The sequence below is a fragment of the Streptosporangium sp. NPDC049078 genome, from assembly GCF_040648855.1.
Taxonomy (GTDB): Bacteria; Actinomycetota; Actinomycetes; order Streptosporangiales; family Streptosporangiaceae; genus Streptosporangium.
This window is the reverse complement of record NZ_JBEZEL010000011.1, coordinates 124160-150619: the sequence shown is the minus strand read 5'-3', so window position 1 is coordinate 150619 and position 26460 is coordinate 124160. Positions and strand designations below refer to the sequence as shown.

The 26460-nt window shown below is 69.1% G+C and carries 20 protein-coding genes and 1 pseudogene; 8 read left to right on the top strand and 13 right to left on the bottom strand.

Annotated features, from left to right (window positions below; translation table 11 throughout):
- The first annotated feature begins 137 nt into the window (after positions 1-137).
- The gene (locus tag AB0B90_RS20330) at positions 138-1016 is read left to right on the top strand and encodes a hypothetical protein (protein ID WP_362924022.1); all 879 of its coding nucleotides are present in this window, start codon (positions 138-140) and stop codon (positions 1014-1016) included.
- Positions 1017-1076: 60 nt separating this feature from the next.
- On the opposite strand, the gene htpX is transcribed toward AB0B90_RS20330, so the two are convergent.
- The 7 genes and pseudogenes from htpX to AB0B90_RS20295 all read right to left on the bottom strand — a co-directional run bounded on the left by htpX (position 1077) and on the right by AB0B90_RS20295 (position 9526).
- Entirely contained in the window at positions 1077-1928 is an 852-nt protein-coding gene (gene htpX / locus AB0B90_RS20325) for a zinc metalloprotease HtpX (RefSeq protein WP_350942820.1), read from the bottom strand.
- A 73-nt stretch (positions 1929-2001) separates the two neighbouring features.
- A complete protein-coding gene (locus AB0B90_RS20320; protein ID WP_362924020.1) occupies positions 2002-3765 on the bottom strand; it encodes an NADH-quinone oxidoreductase subunit N in 1764 nt (587 codons plus the stop codon).
- A complete protein-coding gene (locus AB0B90_RS20315) occupies positions 3762-5570 on the bottom strand; it encodes an NADH-quinone oxidoreductase subunit M (protein ID WP_362924018.1) in 1809 nt (602 codons plus the stop codon). Before AB0B90_RS20315 ends, AB0B90_RS20320 begins: the two co-directional genes overlap by 4 nt.
- Before the next feature lie 162 nt (positions 5571-5732).
- Positions 5733-7886: an NADH-quinone oxidoreductase subunit L gene (locus AB0B90_RS20310; RefSeq protein ID WP_362924016.1), complete on the bottom strand. Its 2154-nt coding sequence runs from the start codon at positions 7884-7886 to the stop codon at positions 5733-5735.
- A gap of 143 nt (positions 7887-8029) precedes the next feature.
- Positions 8030-8314, bottom strand: a pseudogene (gene nuoK, locus AB0B90_RS20305) (NADH-quinone oxidoreductase subunit NuoK); the annotation flags it as partial.
- Between the two features lies 1 nt (position 8315).
- Positions 8316-8852: an NADH-quinone oxidoreductase subunit J gene (locus tag AB0B90_RS20300; RefSeq protein WP_362924014.1), complete on the bottom strand. Its 537-nt coding sequence runs from the start codon at positions 8850-8852 to the stop codon at positions 8316-8318.
- Positions 8849-9526 carry a 4Fe-4S binding protein gene (locus tag AB0B90_RS20295; RefSeq protein ID WP_362924012.1) on the bottom strand — a complete coding sequence of 226 codons (678 nt, stop codon included), beginning with the start codon at positions 9524-9526 and terminating at the stop codon, positions 8849-8851. The genes AB0B90_RS20300 and AB0B90_RS20295 overlap by 4 nt, the downstream gene beginning before the upstream one ends.
- A 254-nt stretch (positions 9527-9780) precedes the next feature.
- Here AB0B90_RS20295 and AB0B90_RS20290 point away from each other — a divergent pair, with 254 nt between their 5' ends.
- Positions 9781-11364, top strand: a complete 1584-nt coding sequence (locus AB0B90_RS20290; protein ID WP_362924010.1) for a protein kinase — start codon at positions 9781-9783, stop codon at positions 11362-11364.
- Between the two features lie 366 nt (positions 11365-11730).
- Here AB0B90_RS20290 and AB0B90_RS20285 read toward each other — a convergent pair whose 3' ends face one another.
- From AB0B90_RS20285 to ndhC, 5 genes are all read right to left on the bottom strand, one after another.
- Positions 11731-12669 (bottom strand): hypothetical protein, encoded by a 939-nt coding sequence (locus AB0B90_RS20285; RefSeq protein WP_350942811.1) that lies wholly within the window; start codon positions 12667-12669, stop codon positions 11731-11733.
- A 130-nt stretch (positions 12670-12799) separates the two neighbouring features.
- Complete coding sequence (gene nuoH, locus AB0B90_RS20280; RefSeq protein ID WP_350943557.1) at positions 12800-13753, bottom strand: NADH-quinone oxidoreductase subunit NuoH; 954 nt, start codon at positions 13751-13753, stop codon at positions 12800-12802.
- A 243-nt stretch (positions 13754-13996) separates the two neighbouring features.
- On the bottom strand, positions 13997-14653 hold the full coding sequence (locus tag AB0B90_RS20275; RefSeq protein WP_362924201.1) for an NADH-quinone oxidoreductase subunit C: 657 nt from the start codon (positions 14651-14653) through the stop codon (positions 13997-13999).
- Positions 14646-15086, bottom strand: a complete 441-nt coding sequence (locus AB0B90_RS20270; protein WP_350943554.1) for an NADH-quinone oxidoreductase subunit B family protein — start codon at positions 15084-15086, stop codon at positions 14646-14648. The genes AB0B90_RS20275 and AB0B90_RS20270 overlap by 8 nt, the downstream gene beginning before the upstream one ends.
- A 111-nt stretch (positions 15087-15197) precedes the next feature.
- Positions 15198-15569, bottom strand: coding sequence for an NADH-quinone oxidoreductase subunit A (gene ndhC, locus AB0B90_RS20265; RefSeq protein WP_362896726.1), 372 nt, complete (start codon positions 15567-15569; stop codon positions 15198-15200).
- 295 nt (positions 15570-15864) lie between these two features.
- On the opposite strand from ndhC, the gene AB0B90_RS20260 reads away from it, so the two are divergent.
- From AB0B90_RS20260 to AB0B90_RS20240, 5 genes are all read left to right on the top strand, one after another.
- A complete protein-coding gene (locus AB0B90_RS20260) occupies positions 15865-17307 on the top strand; it encodes a polysaccharide deacetylase family protein (RefSeq protein ID WP_362924008.1) in 1443 nt (480 codons plus the stop codon).
- Between the two features lie 69 nt (positions 17308-17376).
- Positions 17377-17460, top strand: coding sequence for a putative leader peptide (locus tag AB0B90_RS20255; RefSeq protein ID WP_350943552.1), 84 nt, complete (start codon positions 17377-17379; stop codon positions 17458-17460).
- Between the two features lie 233 nt (positions 17461-17693).
- Positions 17694-19547 (top strand): 2-oxoacid:acceptor oxidoreductase subunit alpha, encoded by a 1854-nt coding sequence (locus AB0B90_RS20250; RefSeq protein WP_350942808.1) that lies wholly within the window; start codon positions 17694-17696, stop codon positions 19545-19547.
- Complete coding sequence (locus tag AB0B90_RS20245; protein WP_362924006.1) at positions 19540-20610, top strand: 2-oxoacid:ferredoxin oxidoreductase subunit beta; 1071 nt, start codon at positions 19540-19542, stop codon at positions 20608-20610. The genes AB0B90_RS20250 and AB0B90_RS20245 overlap by 8 nt, the downstream gene beginning before the upstream one ends.
- A gap of 99 nt (positions 20611-20709) precedes the next feature.
- The gene (locus tag AB0B90_RS20240) at positions 20710-21636 is read left to right on the top strand and encodes an NAD-dependent epimerase/dehydratase family protein (protein ID WP_350942804.1); all 927 of its coding nucleotides are present in this window, start codon (positions 20710-20712) and stop codon (positions 21634-21636) included.
- Between the two features lie 67 nt (positions 21637-21703).
- On the opposite strand, the gene AB0B90_RS20235 is transcribed toward AB0B90_RS20240, so the two are convergent.
- Entirely contained in the window at positions 21704-22624 is a 921-nt protein-coding gene (locus AB0B90_RS20235; protein WP_350942802.1) for a hypothetical protein, read from the bottom strand.
- 419 nt (positions 22625-23043) lie between these two features.
- On the opposite strand from AB0B90_RS20235, the gene AB0B90_RS20230 reads away from it, so the two are divergent.
- On the top strand, positions 23044-26460 hold a 3417-nt coding region (locus AB0B90_RS20230), incomplete at its 3' end, for a VWD domain-containing protein (RefSeq protein ID WP_362924003.1).

The window sequence follows — 26460 nt, the reverse complement described above, 5'->3', positions numbered from 1 at the left end:
CGCGGCGAGGTCGGATGACACTCGCGGCGGCACCGCCGACCGGCCTTCCCCGAGGCGTACAGTGAGCCCCGTACGTGACGGACGTCCCCCGCTGTCCGGAAAGACTCGGGAGGGCGTCAGTGGGGTTGTTCCGCCGCTTGAGTGTTTGCGTCGGTGCGGTCGCCGTGGTCATGGGAGCGGGCGGCCCGGCGGGGGCCGCGAGCGCGAGGCCGCCGGTCCGGTACGCGGGGCTCGACGGGTGTGTCTGCGCGCCGTGGAAACTCTGGGTACGCGGCGGCAAGGTGGTCGCCCTCCGCGACGCCCGGGTGTTCTCCGTGCGCGGGCAACGAGCACCGCTCGCCCTGTCGCCGAACGGCAGGTATGTCGCGTACTTCCAGCTGGGGGACGGGGCTCTGGTGGTGCGGGAGATGGCCACCGGCGAGGTGCGCGTGGTGCCGGGGGTGATGTGGTCGAACGGCATGCGCACGGCACGGGTCGAGCTCTCCCCCGGTGGGCGGTACGCGGTGCTGGGTATCGGCGGGGAGTATCAGATCCTGGACACCTACAGCGGGGAGGGTGTCCCGTTGCCGCCCGGACTGCGGCCGTGGAGTTTCAGTCCTGACGCGAGGTTCGTGCTCGTGGTGGATGACATGTTCCAGGCGGGGATCTACTCGCTCTCGCCCTTCGCCGAGCGGGGGCGCGTTCCGGTGGGAGGGGCGCTCGGCCCGGGCGGCGAGGTCGTCGCTCACTTCACGGCGCGTGACGCGGGGATCCGCCTGTGGGACGTGCCCACCGGCGGTATCCCCAGGCACGACCCCGTCGCCGTGCCCGTCGGCAGGACCCCGACCCGGATGCGCTGGAACGGCGCGGGCCGTCTCGACCTGCAGACGGTGATCCCGCGCAGGCTCAGGAAGGGAGGAGGTGCCCGCTACGCCTGGTATCGGGTCGATCAGGAGTCGGGTGTTACGGAGCGAATGGGGGGCTTCGTCGTGCCCGGATCCGTGCACAATCCGATCGTCACCGGGCTGACCCCCTGAGCCGCCCCGAACCGTGGAGGTTTCACGGGGGTGGGCAGGGGCTCAAGCGCGAGCGTGCGGTCAGCGGCGGTAGCCGGCCATGCGCTCCAGGCGGGCGACCCGCTCGGCGGTGGGCGGGTGGGTGGAGAACAGCCTGCCGATCCCGGCGCAGCGGAAGGGGTTGGCGATCATCAGGTGGGAGGCGGAGGCGATCCGGCTGTTCTCCGGGAGGGGCAGCTGACGGGTGCCCATCTCGATCTTTCTCAGTGCCGAGGCGAGGGCGAGCGGATCACCCGTCAACCGGGCACCGGACTCGTCCGCCTGGTATTCGCGGGAGCGGGAGATGGCCATCTGGATCATTCCGGCCGCGACCGGGCCGAGCACGATCATGAGGAGCGCGCCGATGAACCCGGGCCCCTCGTCGTCGTCACCGCCGCCGAAGAACAGCCCGACGTAGCCGAGGTAGGTGATCATGGTGGCGAGCGCGCCGGCCACCGATGAGATCAGGATGTCGCGGTTGTAGACGTGGGAGAGCTCGTGTCCGATGACCCCGCGCAGCTCGCGCTCGTCGAGCAACTGGGTGATCCCGTAGGTCACGCAGACCGCGGCGTTGCGTGGGTTGCGCCCCGTCGCGAAGGCGTTGGGCTGCATGGTCGGCGAGACGTAGAGCCGGGGCATGGGCTGGCGGGCCTCGGTGGAGAGCTCGCGCACGATCCGGTAGAGGACCGGTTGCTCGACCTCGCCCACGGGCCGGGCACGCATCGCGGACAGCGCGATGCGGTCGGAGAAGAAATAGGCGACGCCGTTGGTCGCCAGCGCGATCAGGACCGCGATCTGCACGCCGAGGCTGCCTCCGAGCCACGCCCCCGCCGCGATGATCACCGCGGACAATGCTCCGAGAAGGACCGCGGTACGCAGACCGTTGTGATGCACTACATCCCCCTCTCGGTTGATGCTGGTTCACCCGTGACAACGTCCCCGGCCAGGTCGAACGTTCCCGAACGGTTCAGCCCACGGCGATGAGGCCCGAGGGGACGAGGTCGAGGACGAGCTGCGGGGCGACCGAGAAGGCGATCGCGACGATCGCCGCCACCGCGATCGCCGCGGTCGCGGGTATCCATCCGGCACCGCGGCCATCCGTTCTCACGCCCCCCACCACGACATCTCCGGCCACAGCGCTTCCTGTCATGACACCCCCGGTCGCGGTGCCTCCCGCCACGGCGCTCCCCGTCGCGCCGCCTCCCGTCATGGCGCTCCCGGTCGCCGAAACCGGAGTGAGGACCGGAACCGGAGTGAAGATCCGTACGACCCAGGCGACGTAATAGTAGAGGCCCACGACCGTGTTCAACGCCATCACGACGGCGAGCCAGCCACCGCCTCCGCCGAGGAGCTCCCGGAACACCACGATCTTGGCGAAGAGCCCGGCCAGCCCGGGGGGCAGGCCCGCCAGGCAGATGAGGAAGAAGGCGAGCGCCAGCCCGGCGGCCGGCCTCTGGAGCGCCAGGCCCCGGTAGTCGTCCAGCTCTCCCCCGCCCGACCGCCTCGACACCAGCGTGACCACGGCGAACGCCCCGAGGTTCATCGCCGCGTAGAAGACCAGATAGGCGACCGAGGCGTTCATCGCCTCGTCGTTCCTGATGCCGAGGGGGGCGAGGATGTAGCCCGACTGGGCGACGGAGGACCAGGCGAGCAGTCGTACGGCGTGGCGTTGGCGCATGGCCAGGAGGTTGCCCACGGTCATGGTCAGCGCGGCGAGGATCGCGATCAGCGGGACCCAGGTGGCCCCCTGGCCGCCCAGGGCGACGACCAGGACGAGGATCAGCCCGGCGAACCCCGTCGCCTTGGAGACGACGGACAGCAGGGCCGCGACGGGGATGGGGGCACCCTGGTAGACGTCGCCCGCCCACGCGTGGAACGGCACCGCCGCGATCTTGAAGGCGAACCCGGCGATGACCAGGACCACGGCCACGGTGACCACGGCGGGCAGGTCGTAGCCGATCCGCAGCGAGGACTCGTAGGCGGTGCCGGCGCCTCCCGAGCCGGGTCCGAGACCGGTGGCGGCGGAGACGCCCTGCCGCAGGACGTGGGCGATGCGGTCGAGGTAGACGGTGCCGGTCGTCCCGTACAGCAGGGAGACCCCGAAGAGCATCACCGCCGTGGAGACCACGGAGACGAGGAAGAGCTTGACCGCCGCCTCTGAGCTTCGGCCGTCGTACCGCCTGAGCGCGGTGAGCGCGAACACCGGCAGCGAGACGAGCTCCAGAGCGACCACCAGCATGATCAGGTCACGGGAGGCGGGCAGGGCGACGGCGCCCGCCAGCGTGCAGAGCAGCAGGAAGTACCACTCTCCGACGGGGATGTCTCCCGAGGAGAGTTCGGTCGCCGAGAGCAGCACCACGACGATCCCGGCGAACAGTGCGAGCCCGGCGAAGACCAGCGTGAAGTCGTCGACCACGAACGAGCAGGGTGCCACGGCGGCCGTGGGCGCCGTCGGCTCGGCGACCGGGGGGACGATGGCCCCGATCGCCGCCTGGGGGGAGCCGAGCAGGCCCTCGGGCACGCAGAAGGTCCGCAGCGGGTCTCCGGCGCGTACGGCCTGCGAGATCACCACCGCGAGGGCGCCGATCACCCCGGCCAGCGTGACCGCGCCGAGTGCCGTCCGGACGTACGGCCTGCGGGGCAGGAAGGCGTCCAGGAGCAGCACGAGCCCGGCGGTGAGGGCGAGGACGAGGGGCGGTGCGACCGCGTAGTAGTCGATCGACTGGATCATGGCGCGCCCACCAGGGTCCGGACCACCGGATCGGTGAGCAGGAGGAGCGCCTTGGGCCAGAGGCCGAACAGCAGGATCAGCGCGATCAGCGGCACCCAGGCGGCCAGTTCGTAGCCCGTGACGTCGGGCATGCGTGATCTGGTCGTGCTCGTCGTCCCCGAGGTCACCGCCGAGGCCGTCTCTGAAACCGTCCCCGCAACCGTTTCCGAAGTCGCCGCTGAGATCGCCCCCGGAGAGGAAGCGTCTCCCCCACCGCCTGTCGCCACGGGGATGCCCTCCTTCTCGTCGGCCTCGGGGGTGGGAGCGCCCTCTTCGCGGTCGTTCTCTCTGTGATCGGTCTCCTCACCGGTCGGGCCCGTGGAGGGGAGACCGCCCGCGGTGACTCCGGCCAGGACCGGGACGTGGACGGTCTCGGTGCTCCGGCCGTGGGTGACGCGGGAGAGCATGAGCAGGAAGTAGGCGGCGGTCAGCACGGTACCGAGACCTCCGAGGGCCATGAAGACCAGGTAGAGGGGGCGGGACAGGCCCGCGGCCGGTTCGAAGGCACCGAGGAGGGCGAGCATCTCGCCCCAGAAGCCCGCGAGTCCCGGCAACCCGAGCGAGGCGACGCAGGCGAAGGTGAGCAGGGAGGCGAGCCGGGGCAGGCGTGTCATCATGCCGCCGCCCAGAGCCGGCATGTCGGAGGTGCCGTAGCGCTCCTTGATCGCTCCTGCGACGAAGAACAGCAGGGCGGTGATCAGGCCGTGGGCGATGTTGCCGAACAGGGCGCCGTTGACTCCGGCCGGGGTGAGCGTGGCGAAGCCCAGGAGCACGAACCCCATGTGGCCGACCGAGGAGTAGGCGATCATCCTCTTGAGGTCGCGTTGGGCGAGACAGGCCAGCGAGCCGTAGACGATGCCGACCACCGCGAAGGCCCCGAGCCAGGGCGCCACCGCGACGGCGCCGTCGGGCAGGATCGGGATCGCGACGCGGGCGATGCCGTACGTGCCCATCTTGAGCAGCACACCCGCCAGGAGCACCGAACCGACGGTCGGTGCCTCGGTGTGCGCGTCGGGCAGCCAGGTGTGCAGCGGCCACATCGGGGCCTTGACCGCGAAACCGATGCCGACGGCGAGGAAGGCGAGGGTCTGCACCGAGGGTGACATGCCCGCCCCCCGTGCCTGCGCGAGGGCGGTCATGTCCAGGGTGCCGGTCTGCGACCAGATGAGCAGCAGGCCGAGCAGGAGGACCACCGAGCCGAGCAGGGTGTAGAGGATGAACTTGATCGCCGCCGCGCGACGGGCACGCCCGCCCCAGACGGCGATCACGAAGTACATCGGGATGAGGACGACCTCGAAGAAGACGAAGAACAGCAGCAGGTCGAGCGCGAGGAACGTGCCGATCATGCCCACTTCGAGGACGAGCAGCGTGAACACCAGCGCCCGTGGCCGGTTGCCTCCCGGCCGCGGCGCCAGCAGCTGCCCGGGTCCTTCGGCACTGCCCCGGCACAGGTAGACGAAGCACAGGAAGGTCAGCAGCGTGGTCAGCACGACCAGCGGCAGCGAGATCCCGTCCACGCCGAGGTGGAACCTGAGGTCGAGGCCGGGGATCCAGGCCAGGTCGGTCACGAACTGCGGCCGGGCGGCGTTTCCGTAGTCGAACGTGGCGGCGAGCAGCACCGACAGCGCGAACGTGAGCCCGGAGACGACCAGGCCGTGCACCCTGAGCAGCCGCCTCCTGGCCGCGACGTCCGCTCCGGGGAGTGCGAGCAGCGCGGCGGCCCCGGCGAGCGGCACGCCGAGGAGCGCGATCAGCAGCCAGCTCATGGCGTGACCACCTCACAGGGGCCGGGCACCGGGTCCGTCACCGTGACGGGCTTTGGGACCGGTGTCGGGGTCGGTCGCGGGGAGGGGGTCACCGGCGCATCACCGCCAGACGGATGAGGAGCAGCACCACGAGAGCGACGATGCCCCAGAACAGCAGAGAGATCATCTGAAAATCACCGCCCACGCCGCGATCAGGAGGACTCCGGCCAGCAGGCCGGTGATGTAGAGCTGGGCGTTGCCGTTCTGCATCAGGCGGACCAGTCTCGCCAGGCTCAGGGTCGCCTGGCCCGAGCCGCGCACGGCACCGTCCACCACACGGCTGTCGGTGCGGGCGACGAGGCTCGCGAAGAGCAGCGTGGGGCGGACGAAAAGCCTGGCGTACAGGGAGTCGACGTAGAAGGCGCGCTCGCACGGGGCTCTGAAGGGGCCGAGCAGGCGGGCCGGGTCGCGCATGGAGTCGGAGCGCCACGCCGCGTAGACCGCCCCCGCACCCAGCAGCGCCACCGCGAGACCGAGGGCGGCGGTGCCCCAGTGGACGTCGCCGACCCGGACGAGGCCGAGGAGCAGCGCCGGGACGGCCAGGACGAGGATGGGCACGCGCATGGTGGCCGGAGCCTCGTGAACGGCAGTGTGGGCGGCGGTGGGGACAACGGCATGGGCGGTGTGAGGCGTGCCCGGCGCGGGCTGGAGTTCGGGGAGGGTATGGGGCTGGGGGGCGCGCTGTCCGAAGAAGGTGCGCAGCCACGCCCGGGTGGCGTAGGCGCCGGTCACCGCGACCGTGGTGAGCGCGCAGCCGTAGAGCAGCAGGGCCGCGGCGCCGGTCAGTGTCCCGGAGGACGCCCCCGAGGACAGGGAACGCTCGATCGCCACCAGCACCTCGTCCTTGCTGAAGAAACCGCTCGCCGGGGGAAGGCCCACCAGGGCGGCGAAGCCGATCGTCGTCGCGGCGAAGGTGACCGGAAGATCCTTTCTCAGGCCTCCCATCGTGCTCATCAGGTTGGAGCCGACCGCGTGGATCACAGCACCGGCGCAGAGGAAGAGGAGTGCCTTGAAGGCGCCGTGGGTGATCAGGTGGAAGACCGCGGCGCTCCGGGACCCGGCGGCCAGGGCGCCGGCCATGTAGGCGAGCTGGCTGATCGTGGAGTAGGCGAGGACGCGTTTGAGGTCGTCTTGGGCGAGGGCCGCGAGGGCCGCGCCGAGCATTCCGACGGCGGCCAGGACCGCGAGGATGTCCAGGGTGGGTTGGGCGCCGAGGAAGGCCGGGTAGAGGCGGGCGACGACGAAGATGCCCGCGGCGACCATGGTGGCCGCGTGGATGAGGGCACTGATCGGTGTCGGTCCGGCCATCGCGTCGGGGAGCCAGACGTGCAGCGGCACCTGGGCGCTCTTTCCCGCGACCCCGGCCAGCAGCAGCATGGTGGCCGCGATGAGCGTGCCCGACGACATCTCGGGGACCTTCGCGATGACGTCGGCGATCCTGAAGCTGCCCGCCGCCGTCCCGAGAACGAAGATGCCGAACAGGAAGCCGACGTCGCCGATCCGGGTGACGAGGAACGCCTTGATCGCCGCTCGCGAGTTGGCCCGGTCTTCCCACCAGTGCCCGACCAGCAGGTAGGAGCACAGCCCCATGATCTCCCAGCCCACGTAGAGGACCAGGAGGTCGGCCGCGTAGACGACGAGCAGCATGGCGCTGGTGAACAGGCTGATGAAGGAGCTGTAGGACGGGTAGCGCCGGTCACCGCGCATGTAGCCGACGGAGTAGACCTGCACGGCCAGCGCGACCACGCCGACGAGCACGGCGATCGACGCGGCGAGGCCGTCGACCAGCAGGCCGACCGAGATCGGCACCGAACCCGTCTCGATGACGGCGAACGTCGCGGTGACACCGTCGATCGCCCCCTGGGCCCCTGCCCCGGCCGGTGCGGGCGACTCGATCCCGCTCCCGCCCCTGCCTGCCGCCCAGGTGGCGTAGGCGAGCCAGATCGCCAGGGCCGCGGAGATCGCGGTGGGCACCACGGCGATCCAGGCGGCCCTGCGGTTGGCGTCGGTGTCGGGGGCGGGGTTGACCTCGGAGGTGGTGGGCGTGGAGGTGCCGGGCTTGGAGACAGTGGTCGTGGAAGCGTCGATTTCCGAGGCGACTTCCGAGTCGCCGGTCTCGGAAGTGCCGGGCTTGGAGATGCCGGGCTTGGGGGCGGTGCTGTCGCCGGCCTCCGGGGGCGTCACGCTTCGAGGACGCCGGGGGAAGCGGGAGCCGAGAAGCCCGACGGCCGCCGCGAGGAAGGGCAGGAGGATCACGAGCGAGGCGATGGTGATCATGGCGTGTCACCCTGCCCGGGGTTCGGCTCTCCGGCCGGGGCCGAGTCGGTCTTCCCTGCCGGGACAGGCGCGGTCTTTCCGGCCGGGACCGGATCGGTGGAGCCGGACAGGACGGGGTCGGGCGAGTCGGACAGGGAGCGGAGGCGATCCAGGTCGACGGTCCGGCGGTTGCGGTAGAGCGCGAGGATGATCGCGAGGCCGAGGCCGACCTCGGCGGCGGCGATCACGATGACGAAGAGGGTGAGGACCTGCCCGCTGTGCAGCCGGTCGCGCAACCACACGTCGAAGGCGACCAGGTTGAGGTTGACGGCGTTGAGCATGAGCTCGACGGACATCAGCACGAGGATCGTGTTGCGGCGGGCGAGCACCCCGTACACGCCGATGGAGAACAGCAGTGCCGAGACGACCGCGGGATAGACGACGTGCACGTCAGTCCCTCCCTCGGATGTCGGTGCGTGACAGGACGATGGCGCCGATCAGGGCCGCGAGCAGCAGGACGGAGAGCGCCTCGAAGGGAAGCACCCAGTTGCGGAAGATGCTGGAACCGAGCTCGGCGGCCGAGCCGCCACCGGGTTCAAGCTGGATGTAGGCCATGCGGAAGCCGTCGACGACCACGGTGACCAGCACGGCCGCGGTGGCGATCGCCACGATCGCCGCGGCCGGACGGTTAGGGCTGTCGAGGTCGGCGCTCCTGCCGATCGGGGCGCGGGTGAGCATGATGCCGAACAGGAGAAGGACCACGATCGCGCCGACGTAGATCAGCACCTGGACCCAGGCGACGAACTCGGCGGTGAGAACCAGATAACACCCGGCCAGCGCGCCGAAGCAGACGACCAGCCACAGGGCCGCGTGGACGAGCTGCCTGGTGGTCACGACGAGCAGCGCCGACCCGACGGCCATCGCGCCCAGCAGAAGGAAGACGATCTCCTGCCCGGTCGGCGACAGGTAGGACGGCACCTCGGTCACCTCTCCTCCCCGGGCTCTCCACTCGGATCCGTGGGAGGAGTCTGCCCCGGCGCGGCCGTCGCCGGAGGCGCGTCGTCCCCGCCTGTGGATAACTTTTCGACGGACGACCCGCCTGTGGACGGATCGTTCTTCTTCGGCAGGGCCCCCGGCGGCCGGATCGCCCGGACGCTCGAAGCGGGTCTGGGAGAAGCGGACCTGGAGGGAGGCCCGGAGGAGGTGGGACGGGGGCGAACCGGGCCGGAGGCGGCCGCGAGTTCCTTCGGCGGATCGGCGTTGGGCTCGTGCGCCGGGGGCGGCGGGACGGTCTGCGCCCAGGCCGCGAGTTTGTCCTTCTCATGGAGAAGGTTACGGATGTCGCCGTCGGCGTACTCGAACTCCGGCGACCAGAACAGCGCGTCGAAGGGGCAGACCTCGATGCAGATCCCGCAGTACATGCACAGGGAGAAGTCGATCGCGAAGCGGTCGAGCATGTTGCGGGCCCGGGGGCGGCCGCCCTCCGGGGCCGGGAGGGTCTCCTTGTGGGAGTCGATGTAGATGCACCAGTCGGGGCACTCGCGGGCACAGAGCATGCACACCGTGCAGTTCTCCTCGACCAGCGCGATCACCCCCCTGCTCCTCGGGGGCAGCTCCGGCCGGACTTCGGGGTACTGCTGGGTCACCGACCTGCTCAGCATGTGGCGAAGGGTGACGGAAAGCCCCTTCGCCAATCCCACTCCTGGTATCCGTGCCACAACTCAACATCATGACGCACAGTGGGGCGCTCGGGAATGCGTGGAACCACGAGACCGTAATGACGGGGGAATCAGCGAGGGAACCAGGTTATCCACAGAAGTTATCCACAGACTGTGTGTTCGAGAACCGCCCTCCAATCGCCGACTCGCCACCGAAGCGTCTGCAGAGATCCGGAAAAAATCGTATTGTTCGCCCCATGTCCCACCAGTACGGGCCGGCCTGGCAGTCGCAACCACCGGCACGATCCAACACGGCGTGGAGCGTCGTGTGGACGCTGGTACCCCTGCTGACCTGCGGCATCGGGACGCCTTTCATCATCGGCCACGCCGCGCGCAAGCTGCGGAGCCCGTTACTGGCCTTCGCCGCCGCCTTCTACGGCCTCGGCGTCGGCATCTTTGTGACCGCCGCGGCCATCTACGGGAGTTCCGACGACATACCGATCGTGCTGGACACCGTCGCGACGATCGGTCTCGTCGGCAGCTGGCTCGGCGGGCTGGGCCACGCGCTGATCCTCAGGGGGTCGGTCTTCGCGCAGGGACCCTCCCCCGCGTTCCATCCGGGGCCGTCGTCTCCCGGGTACGGCCACGTCCAGCGGCCGCCCCGGCCGCCGTCGTACCAGACGGGCCCCACCGAGGTCTCGATGCTGCATCCGCCCGCGCAACGGCCGCAGCCGCGACTTCCCGAGCCGCCGCAGCACCACGGCGGATACCGGCCGCAGCCACAACCCCGTCATGACGACCGGCCGCCCCGGTATGCGCCGCCCCAGCCCGCCCAGGGGCACTTCGTCCACGGCCAGCCCACCCACACCTCCCAGGACCGCTTCGCGCAGGGCGGGCCCGCGCACACCCCCCGGGACCGCTTCGCGCAGGGCCAGTCCACCCACGCCTCCCAGAGCCCACACGTCCCCTTCGTACAGGGGCAGCCCACCCACACCTCCCAGAACCCGAACACCCCCTTCGCCCAGGCCGGGCCCACCTACCCCGCGCAGAACCGGAACACCCCCGCCCCTCAGGGCTGGCTGGGGCCGTACCGGCTCATCGGCCACCTGGGGAAGGGCGGCCAGGGAACGGTTCACCTCGCGCTGACCCCGCAGGGACAGAAAGTCGCGATCAAGGTGCTGCACGAGCACTTCACCGGCAACCAGGTGGTGAGGGAGCGGTTCCTGCGGGAGGTGGAGGCGACGCGCAGGGTGGCGACGTTCTCCACGGCGCGGGTGCTCGACGTGAACATCAACGAGGACCAGGCGTACGTCGTCAGCGAGTACGTGGAGGGCGACTCCCTGGAGCAGCTGGTCCGCGACAAGGGTCCGCGCGACGAGGACGGCCTGACCCGGCTCGCCCTCGCCACCGCGGGCGCGCTCGCCGCGATCCACCGGGCCGGCGTGGTGCACCGGGACTTCAAGCCGGCCAACGTGCTGATCGGCGCCGACGGCCCCCGCGTCATCGACTTCGGTATCGCCCGAGCCCTCGACCAGGTCACCTCGACGTCGGGCAACATCATGGGCACCCCCGCCTACATGTCGCCCGAGCAGCTCGCGGGCCGGACGATCGGCCCGGAGACCGACGTGTTCAGCTGGGCCGCGACCATGATCTTCGCCGCCTCGGGAAAGGCCGCCTTCGGGGAGGACACCATCCCCGCCATCCTGAACCGGGTGATCAACCATCATCCGGACCTGACAGCCCTGCCCCAGTCGCTGCGCCCGCTCGCCGCCGCCTGCCTGGACAAGGAGCCGGGCAACCGGCCCACGGCCTCCGACATCATGCTGCGGATCGTGCAGTAGGGGACCGCGACCACCGGGGCCCGCACCGAGCCGGGCGCGGAGAACCGCGCCCGGAGGATCGTGCCGGGAAGGCGGCGCCCGGGAGAACCGTCCCCGGAAGACCGGGCCGGGGCACCGACCGTCTCTCGGAGACCGGGCCGAGGCACCGGGAAGACCGCCTCTCGGGGACCGTGCCGGAGAGGTGGCCACCGGAAAGGCCGTCCCCGGGAGACCGTGCCGGGGAAACCCCGCCGAGCTCGGCTCCGGAGAGCCGGTCAGATGACCGCGCAAAGCATTGATCGACATCGGATGCGGCCAGACCGATCCGTTGCGACCCGCGGTTCACCGATGGCCGGACATCGCCTGTTTCCTTACCTGATCGGCGTTCTAGGGAACCGCGTCCTTCGCCCGCGCCGTCAGGTCCAGATACTCCTCGCGCGTCAGCCTGCGGATCGTGAGCTCCAGGCCGTTTCCCGTGGCGAAGCGCTCGACCTGCGTCTCGTCCCAGCGTCCCGGCAGGTGGAACAGCCCCCCGCCCACCAGCAGGCCGGTCTCCCCTGTCTCCACCGAGTACAGCAGGAGTTCGGACGCCTCAAGCTCGCGGGTCCTGCGCGCGGTCTCCAGCAGCAGGCGGCCGTGAACGGCCACCAGGCGGCAGTGCGGCTGGCCCTCGCGCCTGAGCACGCGTCCCTGGGCGGTCTGGTTGCGGGACCTGCGACGGCCGACCCCGACCACGACGACGGCCCCGACGACCGTCAGCGCGGCCAGTACGAGGGCGGCGACCCCGAGCGGCCCCATCCCCCGGGTTACGTCGGCCCGGGTCTCGGTCAGGTTGAGGAGCACGAGCGTCACGAAGACCGCACCGTAGGCGAGCACCGCCCACATGAGCACGTACAGCAGTTGCTCGCGCCACCACACCTTCGGCGAGCTCAGCGGCGGTCTGAGGCTTCTCACGCCGGGCACGCGCAGGCGCGGCAGGGGCGCGGGCGCCCGGCGCCAGGTCACCGCGCGCCATCTCGGCGACCGGCGGGCGAGCGCGACCCTGGCCTGCTGCGGGGTGTCGAACGCCCTGAGTTCGAACTCCAGCCCGTTGTCCGCGGCGAACGTCTCCACCGCCCTCCTCGACCGGGAGCCCGGGGCCTCCAGCATGACCAGGCCGGACTCGTCGAGTATCGCCAGGCCGTATCTCGTCCTGCCCCTGCCGGGATATCCGAAGATCAGCAGTGTGCTCGCCCGGCCCTCCCCGGTGAGCGGCAGCCGCACCGGCGAATGTTCCGGCACATCGACGACCAGTTCATCCTTGTCCACGGCGAGCGCGAGGGTCATGCATTCCGTCCTTGGCAGGTGGTGTCACAGAGTGTAACTCCCTGCCCTGTGAGGAGACTTCGAACGTCAGATCATCCGGTAAAACGCCCCGGACGGCACGGAAAAGCTCGGGTGAATGGGACGAAAAGGTTCATCCTATGGCGATAGCGACGATTCCCGTCAGTGCGAGCTGGACGAGCGCCAGCGGCACCAGGACGACCCAGGCGAGCTTCTGCAGCTGGTCCTCACGGAGTCGGGGATAGCTCACCCGGAGCCAGATGATCACGAAGACCAGCAGGAAGACCTTGAGGAGCATCCACACCGGCCCCGGCAGGAAGGGTCCGTGCCAGCCGCCGAGGAAGAGCACGCTGGTGAGCGCGGACACCACGATGATCCCGGCGTACTCGGACAGCATGAACAGGGCGAACCTCATGCCGGTGTACTCGGTCATCGGGCCCATGATGAGCTCGGAGTCGGCGATCGGCATGTCGAACGGCGGACGGCGCAGCTCGGCGAGCCCCGCGACGAAGAAGACGACGCCGCCGATCGCCTGCCAGGGCAGCCACCACCACTGCCAGGCCTCCACGATGCCCGGCAGGGAGAGCGTGCCCGCCGCCATCGCGACGCTGGAGGCCGCGAGGACCAGCGGCAGCTCGTACGCCATGAGCTGCGCGGCCGAGCGCATCCCGCCCAGGGCGGAGTACTTGTTGCCCGAGGACCATCCCGCCATGATCGAACCGAGCACGCCGACCCCCATGACGGCGAGGACGAAGAACAGCCCGGCGTCCAGGTCGACCCCGACCAGCCCGGGTCCGATCGGGATGACGACCATCGCGAGGAGATAGGGGACCAGTGCCACGCCGGGGGCGAGGGTGAAGACCCGGCGGTCGGCCGCGACCGGGATCACCTGCTCCTTCTGCATGAACTTGACCCCGTCGGCGATCAGCTGGGCCCAGCCGTGGAAGCCCCCGGCGTACATGGGGCCGAGGCGCGCCTGCATGTGCGCCATCACCTTGTGCTCCATCTGCCCGGCGACCAGCGGCAGCACCAGGAAGACCGCGACGATCACGACGAGCCGTACCACGACGTCGAGCACCTCGGCGATCACGGGCACCTCCGGTCCCTCGGGGAGACTCCCCGGCCACCACGGATCACGCGGGTCGCGCGGGCGCGAGACGGCCGGGCGGGCCCGTCGCACGACAACGGATCGGCCGCCCCTCCGCGCGGCATGCGCGGTATCCCGGGAGCGCGAGACGGCCGGGCAGGGCCGTCGCATGACAACAGCCTGGCCGATCCGTCGCGCGGCACGCGCGGTGTCTCGCGGGTGCGAGACGGCCTGCGGAGTGTCTCAGTCGTCACGCTCGCGCCCCCAGTCGGCGGGCACCCCCGGCGGGAGCGTCTTGCGACGGCTCGGCGAGCCGTGGCCGGACTCTCCCGGCTCCTTGGCACCCGGCCACGCCTTGGCGACCCGGGCGGCCAGTACGAAGTCCTTGCGCAGCGGGAAGCCCTCGAAGCCCTCGGGGAGCAGCAGCGGCACCAGGTTCGGGTGGCCCTCGAAGACGACGCCGAACATCTCGAAGGTCTCGCGCTCGTGCCAGTCGGCTCCGCGGAAGACGCCGACCGCGCTGGGCAGCCGGGGGTCGGCGCGTGAAACCCGGGTGCGCAGCAGCAGGTGGGCGCGCGAGACGGGGGCGAAGAGGTGGGCGACGACCGCGAAGGCGTCCGGCGGCTCGTCCACCGCGGTGAGCCAGTCGAAGAACTCGTAGCCCTCGGCCCTCGCGGACTCCAGCAGGCCGAGCCAGCCGTCGGGGTCCACGTCGACGGTGATCTGGCCGAAGGACTCCGACACCCGGGCGCCCTCGCCGTACGCGAAACCGAGCGCGGAACCGGACATGGAACCGGGCGCGGGTTTGGGGGCGGGCCCGGAGCCGGATACGGAACCGGGCTCGGAGCCGGGCTCGGAGCCGGGGGTGGCGGGGGTCGGGGACTCGGGGAGGTCAGGCATAGCGATCACTCAGGTTCTCCGCGGCGATCTTCTCCTGGAGCATCATGATGCCGTGGAGCAGCGCCTCGGGCCGGGGAGGGCAGCCGGGGACGTAGACGTCGACCGGGATGATCTGGTCGACCCCCTTGGTCACGCAGTAGGAGTCCCAGTACGGGCCGCCGGAGTTGGAACAGGCTCCGAAGGAGATCACGTACTTCGGGTCGGGCATCTGCTCGTAGAGCCGCTTGACCGCGGGGGCCATCTTGTCGGTCACCGTGCCCGAGACGATCATCAGATCCGCCTGCCGGGGACCGTTCGCGAACGGGATGACCCCGAACCTGATGAAGTCGTGCCTGCTCATCGAGGTCGCGATGAACTCGATCGCGCAGCAGGCGAGACCGAAGTTGAACGCCCACAGTGAGTAACGGCGCCCCCAGTTGAGGATGAAGCGCATGGGCTTGGGGGCCAGACGCGAGACTGGCCCCACGGTGGGCATCGGGAGATCCGCCATGGCACGCATTCTCCTTCAGAGTCGGTGCTCGCGCTCGCCCGGTCTCACGGGCCCTCAGGTCCAGGTGAGCACGCGCTTGCGCCAGGCGTAAAGGATGCCGAGCGCGATGAAGCCGAGGAAGACGAACATCTCGGCCAGGGTGGTCGTCCCGAAGCCGGGCTTGGCGAAGATCGTCGCCCAGGGGAACAGGAAGACCGCGTCCACCGCGAAGACCACGTACAGGTAGGTGAACACGTAGTAGCGGATCTGGGACTGCGCCCACCCGTCGCCGACCGGATCGACGCCGCACTCGTAGGTGAGCAGTTTCTCCGGGGTGGGGCGGTTGGGCCGGAGTCCTCGGTTGACGAGCAACGCCCCGGCGACGATCAGCAGACCGATCGCGAACAGGGCGAGGACAACCACATATGAGCCGAAATATCCGCTCATGTCCTCTCCTCCTCGGGATCGCCACACGAATCCTCGGAACCGCCGCACGACCACTCGGAACCGCTACAGAGCGGTCCAAGACCGACCGTACGAACCCGGTCGGGGACCCACCGCCGCACGGAGGTTCTTCGCTTACCTATAGCAGTATTCGCCCTCCCCGTCACGCGGCGGAACCACCGGCCGCGCGACGGCTAAAGCCTCTGTCCACTTCACATCAAGCAACAGCAAAACACTCCATTAGGCCCTATAACGTCACTTTATGCCTAAAGTGCGATTCATCGGAGGAATCGCTTGGATGGCCGCGATGCTGGCCGGTTGCGGCGTGGCCACCGCCTCTCCCCCTGCGAAGTCCCCCGTCCCCTCAGAGCCGACACTGATCAATTACGTGGACCCCTCCATGGTCCAGGGCCTGAGCACGAGAAGCCTGACCCCGGAAGGGAGCAAGGGCCGGCGCGTGCACGCCACCTACCCCGCCATCTCCCATGCCCCCCTCCTCACCGAGAAGCTCCGCGAGACGGTGGCCGAGAGCCTCGACCGGTTCACCCGGCGCAAGGTCTCCCGGGGTGCCCTGCCCAGGCCCGAGTTCAACGTGGACTGGCAGCTCGCCGCCGCGTCCCCCGAGGTCCTGGGGGTACGGCTGCGCATCGGCCAGTCCATGGGCTCCGGCTGGCGGGAGTCCAGGACCACCGTCTGGTACGACCGGATGAGCAGGCGCGCCCTGGACTCCCCCGACCTGCTCAAGAACGGCACGACACTGGCGACGCTCGCCGGGCTCGTCAGGAAGGAGCTGGCGCTGCGGGGTCCGCTGGTGAATCCCAGCGCGCTCAAGCCGATCCCCGCGATGTTCGACTCCATCGGTTTCAACCCGCGCGGCGATCTCGTCGTGGAGTTCGACGACGAGCAGGTGAGCCTCGGCGTGACCGGCCGGGTCGCGGTCGCCGTACCGTCCGCGACCGCGGCGCCGCTGCTGTCGGCGACCGGGCTGCGGGCGCGGGACGCGGCCGTGGGGACCGCGACCCTCACCTCACAGGAGGACCTGCTCGCGGCACGCGGGGACAGGCCCGCCGCGCACAGTTCCAAGGCGGGCGGGGTGGACTGCGCGCGGGTCAGGTGCGTGGCGCTGACCTACGAGGACGGGCCTGGCCCCGAGACCGGGCGGCTGCTCAACATCCTCGGCGCCCACGGGGCGCGGGCGACCTTCTTCGCCCTCGGTTCCAACGCCTCCGCGCGTCCCGAGCTGCTCAGGCGGATGCGCGACGAGGGCCATCTGGTGGCCAACCACAGCTGGTCCCACCGCGACCTCACCGCGCTTCCCCCCGCGCTGCTCGCCGACCAGCTCACCCGCGCGCAGTACGTGATCACCCAGGCGATCGGCCAGGTCCCCACGCTGATGCGCCCGCCGTACGACACGGCCGACGCGCGGGTGACCTCCACCGCGCGCCGGCTGGGCATGTCGGTGGTGCGCTGGAGCGTGGACGCCGAGGACCGGCGCGACCCCGACCCCCGGGCGATCGCCCGTCGGACCGTCGACCGGATCAAGCCGGGATCGATCGTCCTCATGCACGACGTTCACGACGCGACCGTGGACGCGACCCCCGAGATCCTGCGCGAGATCGCCGCCAAGGGTTATACCTTTGTCACCGTTCCGGAACTGTATGACCCACACGCGATGGAACCGGGCCGGACCTACGATTCCGGGACCGTGTCGGACGTGCTGAAAAATCAATCCATGCCATAACCTGTGGCTATGGGGCCATAGCCGGAGGCGATGAGAGCGTCTCCGCGACGGGACATATAGTTGGGCATCGTGATCCCAACTGTCCTCTTCGGCCGCCTGCACGTTGACCTGTGTCGGCTCGCGGCCGGGCTGTGTCAGGCCGGCCGTCCGTGATCGCGACTTCTCCGTAGACCGTACGACGCAGACCGTACGACGGCCGCGACACCGACGTCCGTGCCCAGGCTTCGACTCAGATTCGACTCAGCGGCACTAAGGATATGGGACAAAGGTCACTTTCCTCCGCCGAGTGGAACGCGAAAAGACTACGCGTGACCCCGAGGATCTAGCATGGAAAAAAGAATGTGCCACGAGCAACGGCGCCCTGTCGCGTCGAGGAGGACTGAGCTGTGACCAAGCAGGTTCAGCAACTCGACCGCGTGATCATCCGGTTCGCGGGCGACTCCGGCGACGGCATGCAGCTGACCGGTGACCGCTTCACCGCCGGGACCGCGGAGTTCGGCAACGACCTGTCGACACTGCCCAACTTCCCCGCCGAGATCCGCGCCCCCGCAGGCACCCTGCCGGGTGTGTCGAGCTTCCAGCTCCACTTCGCCGACCACGACATCCTCACGCCGGGTGACGCCCCCAACGTCCTGGTCGCGATGAACCCCGCCGCGCTGAAGGCCAACCTCTCCGACCTGCCGCGCGGCGCCGACATCATCGCCAACACCGACGAGTTCACCAAGCGCAACCTGCAGAAGGTCGGCTACGCGGTCAGTCCCCTGGAGGACGACTCGCTTTCGGAGTGGCGGGTCCACTCGGTGCCGCTCACCTCGCTCACGGTCAAGGCGCTCGAAGGTTTCGCGCTGTCCAAGAAGGACGCCGAGCGGTCGAAGAACATGTTCGCCCTCGGGCTGCTGAGCTGGCTCTACCACCGGCCCACCGAGGCGACGATCCAGTTCCTGGAGACCAAGTTCGCCAAGAAGCCCGACATCGCCAAGGCGAACATCGCCGCCTTCCAGGCGGGCTGGAACTACGGCGAGACCACCGAGTCCTTCTCGGTCTCGTACGAGGTCAAGCCGGCCAAGCTCGCCCCCGGCGTGTACCGCAACATCTCCGGCAACCAGGCGCTCGCCTACGGTCTGATCGCCGGTTCGGTGCAGTCGAGGCTGCCGTTGTTCCTCGGCTCGTACCCGATCACCCCGGCCAGCGACATCCTGCACGAGCTGTCCAAGCACAAGCGGTTCGGCATCCGCACCTTCCAGGCCGAGGACGAGATCGCGGGCGTCGGCGCGGCGCTCGGCGCCGCCTTCGGCGGGGCGCTCGGCGTCACGACGACCTCGGGGCCGGGCGTGGCGCTGAAGGCCGAGACCGTCGGCCTCGCGGTGACCACCGAGCTGCCGCTCATCGTGGTCGACGTGCAGCGCGCGGGTCCCAGCACCGGCATGCCCACCAAGACCGAGCAGACCGACCTGCTGATGGCGATGTACGGCCGCAACGGCGAGTCGCCGCTGCCGATCGTGGCGCCCTCGACCCCCTCCGACTGCTTCGACGCGGCGGTGGAGGCGGTGCGGATCGCGGTGAAGTACCGCACCCCGGTCATGCTGCTCTCCGACGGCTACCTCGCCAACGGCTCCGAGCCGTGGAAGCTGCCCGACGCCGCCGACCTTCCCGACATCTCCACCGAGTTCGCCACGGGGCCGAACGCCGAGGACGGCGTCACCTTCCTGCCGTTCAAGCGCGACGCCGAGACCCTCGCCCGCCCCTGGGCGATCCCCGGCACCGCGGGCCTTGAGCACCGGATCGGCGGCATCGAGAAGGCCGAGAACACCGGCAACATCTCCTACGACCCCGACAACCACGACCGGATGGTCCGGGTCCGCCAGGCGAAGATCGACGGGATCGCCAACGACATCCCGCCGCTCACCGTGGACGACCCCGAAGGCGACGCGCGCGTGCTGGTGCTCGGCTGGGGGTCGACGTACGGGCCGATCGCCGCGGCCGTGCGGCGCATCAGGAGGGGTGGGGGCAAGGTCGCCCAGGCCCACCTGCGGCACCTCAACCCGCTGCCCGCCAACACCGGCGAGGTCCTGCGCGCGTACGACAAGGTCCTCCTGCCGGAGATCAACCTCGGCCAGCTCGCGCTGCTGCTCCGCGCCCGCTTCCTGGTCGACATCATCAGCTACAACCGAGTGCGCGGGCTTCCGTTCAAGGCAGAGGAACTCGCCGGCGTGATCCAGGACGTGATCGACAGTGAGTAGTGCTGAGTTGCCCGAGATCTCCACCCCTTCGAGGGGCGGTGCGCTCTCGCTCGTCCCGAAGTCCGAGGTGAAACTCGGCATGAAGGACTTCAAGACCGACCAGGAGGTCCGCTGGTGCCCCGGATGCGGTGACTACGCCATCCTCGCCGCGGTCCAGTCGTTCGTGCCCGAGCTCGGGCTCAAGCGCGAGAACATGGTGTTCGTCTCGGGCATCGGGTGCTCCTCCCGGTTTCCCTACTACATGGACACCTACGGGTTCCACTCGATCCACGGCCGCGCCCCGGCGATCGCGACCGGTCTGGCCGCCTCGCGTCCCGACCTGTCGGTGTGGGTGATCACCGGTGACGGCGACGCGCTGTCCATCGGCGGCAACCACCTCATCCACGCGCTGCGCCGCAACGTCAACCTGAACATCCTGCTGTTCAACAACAGGATCTACGGTCTGACCAAGGGCCAGTACTCCCCAACCTCCGAGATCGGCAAGATCACGAAGTCGACCCCGATGGGTTCGCTGGACAAGCCGTTCAACCCGATCTCGCTCGCCATCGGCGCCGAGGCCTCCTTCGTCGCCAGGACGATCGACTCCGACCGCAAGCACCTCCAGTCGGTGCTGCGCGAGGCCGCCGAGCACCGGGGCACCTCGCTCGTCGAGATCTACCAGAACTGCAACATCTTCAACGACAACGCCTTCGAGCAGCTGAAGGACCCGGAGCAGCGCGACGACATCACGCTGCGCCTGGAGCACGGGCAGCCCATCGCCTCGGCCTCCAAGGCGGTGCGCAGGGCGGCCGACGGCGGCATCGAGGTCGTCCCGAGGTCGTCGGTGAGCGAGGAGGAGATCCTCGTGCACGACGTCCACCGCGCCGACCCCTCGCTCGCCTTCGCGCTCTCCCGGCTGGACGAGCCCGCCTTCGAGCACGTCCCGATCGGCGTCTTCCGCAACGTCGACCGCCCCTCCTACGACGAGCTCATGGCCGAGCAGCTCCAGGAGGCCGTCGGCGCGCGGGGTCCCGGTGACCTGAACGACCTGCTGCTCGGCGGGGACACCTGGCGCATCAGCTGATCCGAAACGAACACACGGCATCACCCGGTAAGGCCCGCTCTTCGGAGCGGGCCTTACCGCTTACCTGCGGCAAATCCCCCTAAAACAGGAGAAAAACGCATGGATGGCCCGGTGGCGGAAGAATACTGGCGGGCGAGGCCCGTACTGGTGACGGGTGCCGCCGGCTTCATCGGGGCACATCTGGTGCGACGCCTGTGCGCGCTCGGCGCGCGGGTGCACGCGGTCGGCCGCCGCCTGCGGGAGAGCGCGTACGGCGAGACGTGGCACGTCGCGGACGTCGCCGACGCGGGCGAGGTCGAGTGGCTCGTCGAATCGACCCGCCCCGCCGTCGTGTTCCACCTCGCCAGCGAGGTCGCCGGGGCGAGGGATCCGAAGCTCGTGCTGCCGATGCTGCACAGCAACCTCACCGGCGTGGTCAACCTGCTGACGGCGGTCGCCGCCGTCCCCGAGACCAGGGTGGTGCTCGCGGGCTCGCTGGAGGAGCTCCGGCCGGAGGAGGGCGACAAGGCACCGTCCTCGCCGTACGCGGTGTCCAAGTGGGCCGCCGACGGCTACGCGCGGATGTTCCACCACCTGTGGGGCGTCCAGGTCAGCAACCTGCGGATCGGCATGGTCTACGGCCCCGGCCGCCAGGACACCCACAAGCTGGTCCCCTACGTGGCACTCGCACTGCTGCGCGGGCGAGAGCCCGAGCTCGGCAGCGGGACGCGCCACCTCGACTGGGTGTACGTCGACGACGTGGTCGACGCCTTCCTCGCCGCGGGCGAGACCCCGGAGGCGGCGGGCCGCGCCTTCGACATCGGCACCGGGACGGGCACCTCCATCCGCGACACCGTGGAACTCCTCTCCGAGATCGTCGGCGGCCGGACCCGGCCCCGCTACGGCGTGCTCGCCGACAGGGCGCTGGACAGCGCCAGGATCGCCGACCCGGCCCTCGCCGCCGAGATCCTCGGCTGGCGCCCCGCCGTCGGCCTGGAGGAGGGGCTGCGCAGGACCGTCGACTGGTTCGCCCGCGAAGGCCGCTGAGCGCATCCCTCGTTCAGACCACCCCACACCTTCCCATCGAGCGGCCCCATTTTGACACCGGCCGAATTCAGCGGGTCGCGAGGTCGGGAAACGCCCCGGGAGCGAGGTGAACCCGGCCGACGTTCGTCTTGGGGTGGTAACCGAAAAACGAACGCCGGGCCGTCCCGTCGAGGTTCGTGGTGTAGAACGCGCTGTGTGACGCGGTCGGCTCCTCGTAGGCGGCGACCTCATGAAGATGACGTCCGCCGACGACCCCCCAGAGCCTGCCGGTGAGCTCAGGCGTGGTCCACACCGTCCCGGTGCGCGGGTCCGCCACGAAACGGCGGTTCACGTCGTCGTATTCGTGCCGGTAAAGGAGTTCGTGGTCATTCGCCCAGGTGGCGTAGGTGGCTGCGGCGATCGTGGCGATCGGGTAGGACGCCAGGACCTGTCCGGTGGCGGGGTCGAGGACCACGGTCGACAGTGCGTCGTCGTCGCGTTCGTCGTCCCAGATCATGTAGGTCACGGCGAGCAGCCGCCCGTCCGGTGACCAGCACAGCCCGCACTCCCAACTCGCCGCCCCGACCGCCGACCAGAGGCGGCGGCGCGCTCCGGAGGCGGGGTCGAGCAGGCTCACCACCGCTGTGCCCGGCTCGTCTCCGTCGTCGCCGCTGAGAACCGCGATGGTCGTGCCGTCGGGTGATGACGTCGCATGCCGGTCGTGCTCGTACTCGGGATCGGGGCCGTCGAACCATCGCGGTTCGCCGCCGCCGAGAGCCCGCACCCCCACGCCGCTGCCGGAGCGCGCCACCAGTATCAGATGAGTGCCGTCGTGCGACAGGGAACCGACGACCGTTCCGTCCGCCGACTCCGGCAGGCGGGCGAACTCGTTCCGGTCCGCGTCGAGCACTACGGACCGGTCGCCCTCCGTCTCGATGAGCAGTGCCGCCCTGCGAACAAGCCGCTCGGGCAGCGAATCGAGAGCGAATTCCGCAGGATAACGCGCCAAATCACTCTCCGCTGTGACCAGAAAACTCTTCGCACGCAAACTTCGTGCGCCAATTTGAAATGCATTCCATGTGACATGGATCACACTTCTTATTTTTTTACGACATTTTTAGCTTAACATCGCATCGCGCCTGATCATCTTGCGCACATCTCGCATACGGGGAGCTCATGCGACACAAGGGTTTACAAGTCATTGTCGTTGCGTTATCGCTGGTCGCCGGGCTGCTCGTGCCCGTGGGACCTTTCAAGGAAGCACAGTCCGCAAACGCCGCGGGGGCGGCGTGCACGAACGACACGAATTGGAGTGTACCGAATACCCAGGGTGAGAGACGCTGCGTGAACGGAGTGGTCGCGAACACCAGGGCCCGAATTTCAAAGGGTCCGGGCTGTCTACTCGGCAGACTCAACGGCCCGGTGGAGATGTACTCGAAGAACCAGTGCGGCCAGAACGGCCCGGAAACGAATTCCGGTATCGAGTACATCGGTCAGGCGCGAGCCATCTCCTACCTCAACACCAAGATCACCGGTGGTTCGGGGGAGGGGATCCACCCCGACCTTCAGTGGGAGACGACGTTCGGGCAGTCCAGGCCGGACATCATCTACTACAAGCACACCCTCACCCCCCAGCAGCAGCCTTTCGTCCAGGTCATCGAGGCGAAGGTCGCGACCAACTACAAGCCCAACGACTGGAACACCCAGGTCAAGAAGCAGATCAGGGAGATGACCAGCCGCGGCATGACCAACGTCGGCCTCGGCAACGTCCTCCGCGACTACGTCGACCAGTTCTGGGTGAACTTCGGATGTAGCCGGACCGAGTACGGCTACCGGATCCAGGCGTACACGGTCACCTCCCCACGCGATGGCCTCCTGCTCATCACGCTGGCGAAAGAGGTGAAGAACTGCAAGAAGAGGGTGCCCGGCGAGCCGGTCGACCCCCTGCCCGACCCTCTCCCCATCCCGGTTCCCGACCCGCTTCCCGTCCCGGTCCCGCAGCCCTGGCCGGTGCCCGTCCCGAACCCGATCCCGCTGCCCGACAACGACGTCAGCGTCATCACCATCGTCACCCAGGCCGCGTTCGCACTGGCCGTTCTCCAGGCGCACACGATATGGGAGACCTACACCGACTTCATGGAGTGGCTTCGCGGCCTGAGGTTCTCCAAGGTCTGGGGTGAGCCGCACCTGATCACCATGGACCGGCTGGCGTACGACATGCAGTCCGTCGGTGAGTTCGTCCTGGCCGAGTCCGACAGCCACGATCTCAGGATCCACGCCCGGTTCACCGAGCGGCGCGACAACGTGTCGGTCATCGACCGGGTGGCCGTGGCGGTCGACGACCACGTCGTCGAGATCGGCGACAACCTTGTCATCGACGGCGAGCCGCGCACACTCGCGAGCGGCCACGCGGTGCAGTTCGGCGAGACCACGGGCGTCCTGCGCGACGGGAACAGCTACATGGTCTTCTGGGGCGGTATGGACGGGGGCGTGTTCCAGTGGGACGGCAGTTGCTGTCACGCCGGGCTGGCCTTCGGACACGAGCCTCCCAGCGACCTCGTCGGACTGCTGGGCAACGCCGACGGCGACCCCAAAAACGACCTGAAACTCCGCGACGGCACCCAGCTACCGGCGAACGCCTCCGCGACGGTCATCCACGGTCAGTACGCCGACTCCTGGCGGATCACCAACGAGGAGTCGCTGTTCACCTACGCGCAGGGAAAGAGCACCGCGACCTACACCGACCTGACCTTCCCCTCCGAGATCGTCACCATCCATGATCTGACACCGGAACAGATCTCCGCGGCGAGCGCCTACTGCCAGGGGAAGGACGTTCCTCCCGGTCCGGTGTTCGACGCCTGCGTCCTCGACATCGCGCTGACCTCGGACGCCAGCTTCGCCGACATGGCCGCCGAACAGGTGACCACCGTCGTTGACCCGCTCACCGCGACCCTCGACGCCCAGGGTGGCCTGTCCGTCGACTTCCAGTCGGGCACCATGGCCAAGAACCTCCAGCCGGCCAGGGTGTCGCAGGACCCGGCGACAAGCGTCTTCGCCGGCCCGTTCGGCGGCACGGAGTCCTACCGTTTCTACGTCCAGCAGCTTCCCTCACATATCAACGGAACCCTGGAACTCGACCTTCTCACCATCGGTGACTGGGCTTCCGACAGCGACATCGAGACGGTGACCGTCAGAACAGACCGGAAAAATCCGGTCACGTTCACTCCCAGTCAGCTCACTCCGACGGCCACCGGAACACTCGCCGGCGGCCTGCCCTTCGCCAAGTACCGGCTGAACGTCCCCTTCGACCACAAGGAGAGCCAGGCCGAGTTCACCGTCGACGCCACCGGCGTCGCGGGGCTCTCGAACCAGGGGTTCGGCATCGACAACGTACGGTTGACCATGCCGGTGGTGCCCCCTCAGGAGTTCCAGACCTCCGTGCCGTTCTCCGTCTCCAACGGTGTGCCCGCAGCGGGTGCGGGCAACCTGGAGACGGTCGTGTCGGCGGATCAGTACCGGTTCACCCTCGACCAACCCGGCGCGATCTATGTCGACGTCAGGGAATGCCGCGATTTCAAATGGACACTGCTCGACCAGAGCGGCACAGCGGTCACGTACGGCTACTGTTCCGACAAGGAGGTCCGCAACCTGCCGGCCGGCACCTACCGGTTGAACATCCAGGCACAGGGTGAGGAGAGCGGCACCTACGCCGTGAGCGTCACCACCATCCCGGTCGACCTGTCCGTTCCGATCACCATCGGAGGCGCGACGGTCGACCTCAACCTGACGGCACCAGGACAGAACGGCGCCTGGACCTTCACCGGAACGGCCGGACAGCGTATCTTCCTCTCCTTCACCGACGGAACCTTCGGCAGCCTCAACGCGGACGCCACTCTCAAGAAGCCGGACGGATCCACGCTGAAGAGCTCGATGTTCTGCGGTGCCGAGTGCTTCATCGACACGATCACCCTGCCGGTGAGCGGGACGTACACGGTCGCCCTGAACCCCACCGGGTCCTACGTCGGAAAGCTCACCGCGAAGATCACCACGGTTGCGGCCGACGTGTCGCTGCAAGTGCCGACCAACGGCACCGCGGTTCCGCTCACCACCGTCGACGCCGGGCAGAACGGCAACTGGACCTTCGCCGGAACCGCCGGACAGCGCATGTCTTTCAAGTTCACGGCAGGCACCCTCGACGGCATCCTCGAAGCCCAGGTCTCGGTCAGGAAACCGGACGGGAAGAACCTCGTCAATTCGACCTACTGCGACGATTCCTGCTTCATCGACGTGACGGAACTCCCGGCCAGCGGTACGTACACGATCGTCTTCGACCCTGCCGGTGGCCTGACCGGCTCACTGTCGGCAGGCGTCCTGGAGATTCCCTCCGACGCCTCCGCCACAGTGACGGTCGGCGGCCCCGCCGTCCCGCTGGCGATAACGGTTCCGGGCCAGAACGGAGTGTGGACCTTCGCGGGTCTCGCCGGTCAGAGCGTCTCGTTCGGATTCACCAGCGGCACGTTCGGCAGCCTGTACGACGCCAGAGTCTCGGTCATGAAGCCCGACGGGGCGACACTCGTCAACACGGCGTACTGCGGCACCTCGTGTTCGCTGGCTCCGGCGAGCCTTCCGGTTGACGGCACCTACACGATCGTGCTGAATCCGGAGGGGAGCAAGGTCGGCTCCCTGTCGGCGAAACTGGATGTCGGCGACGTGACGAAGAACGTGACGGTGGGCGGTCCGGAGTCCACGATCACCCTCAACTCACCCGGCCAAAACGGCGCCTGGAAATTCACCGGCACCCAAGGCCAACACGTCTCCTTCGGATTCACCAACGGCACCTTCGGC

Bases quoted from the DNA above. Each gene is read 5' to 3' on its own strand.
- AB0B90_RS20320 (WP_362924020.1), bottom strand. From the start codon at position 3,765: ATGATCCAGTCGATCGACTACTACGCGGTCGCACCGCCCCTCGTCCTC.
- AB0B90_RS20315 (WP_362924018.1), bottom strand. From the start codon at position 5,570: ATGAGCTGGCTGCTGATCGCGCTCCTCGGCGTGCCGCTCGCCGGGGCC.
- AB0B90_RS20310 (WP_362924016.1), bottom strand. From the start codon at position 7,886: ATGATCACCATCGCCTCGCTCGTGATCCTCCTGCCCTTCCTCGCGGCG.
- AB0B90_RS20295 (WP_362924012.1), bottom strand. From the start codon at position 9,526: ATGCTGAGCAGGTCGGTGACCCAGCAGTACCCCGAAGTCCGGCCGGAG.
- AB0B90_RS20290 (WP_362924010.1), top strand. From the start codon at position 9,781: ATGTCCCACCAGTACGGGCCGGCCTGGCAGTCGCAACCACCGGCACGA.
- AB0B90_RS20285 (WP_350942811.1), bottom strand. From the start codon at position 12,669: ATGACCCTCGCGCTCGCCGTGGACAAGGATGAACTGGTCGTCGATGTG.
- AB0B90_RS20275 (WP_362924201.1), bottom strand. From the start codon at position 14,653: ATGCCTGACCTCCCCGAGTCCCCGACCCCCGCCACCCCCGGCTCCGAG.
- AB0B90_RS20270 (WP_350943554.1), bottom strand. From the start codon at position 15,086: ATGCGCTTCATCCTCAACTGGGGGCGCCGTTACTCACTGTGGGCGTTC.
- ndhC (WP_362896726.1), bottom strand. From the start codon at position 15,569: ATGAGCGGATATTTCGGCTCATATGTGGTTGTCCTCGCCCTGTTCGCG.
- AB0B90_RS20260 (WP_362924008.1), top strand. From the start codon at position 15,865: ATGGCCGCGATGCTGGCCGGTTGCGGCGTGGCCACCGCCTCTCCCCCT.
- AB0B90_RS20240 (WP_350942804.1), top strand. From the start codon at position 20,710: ATGGATGGCCCGGTGGCGGAAGAATACTGGCGGGCGAGGCCCGTACTG.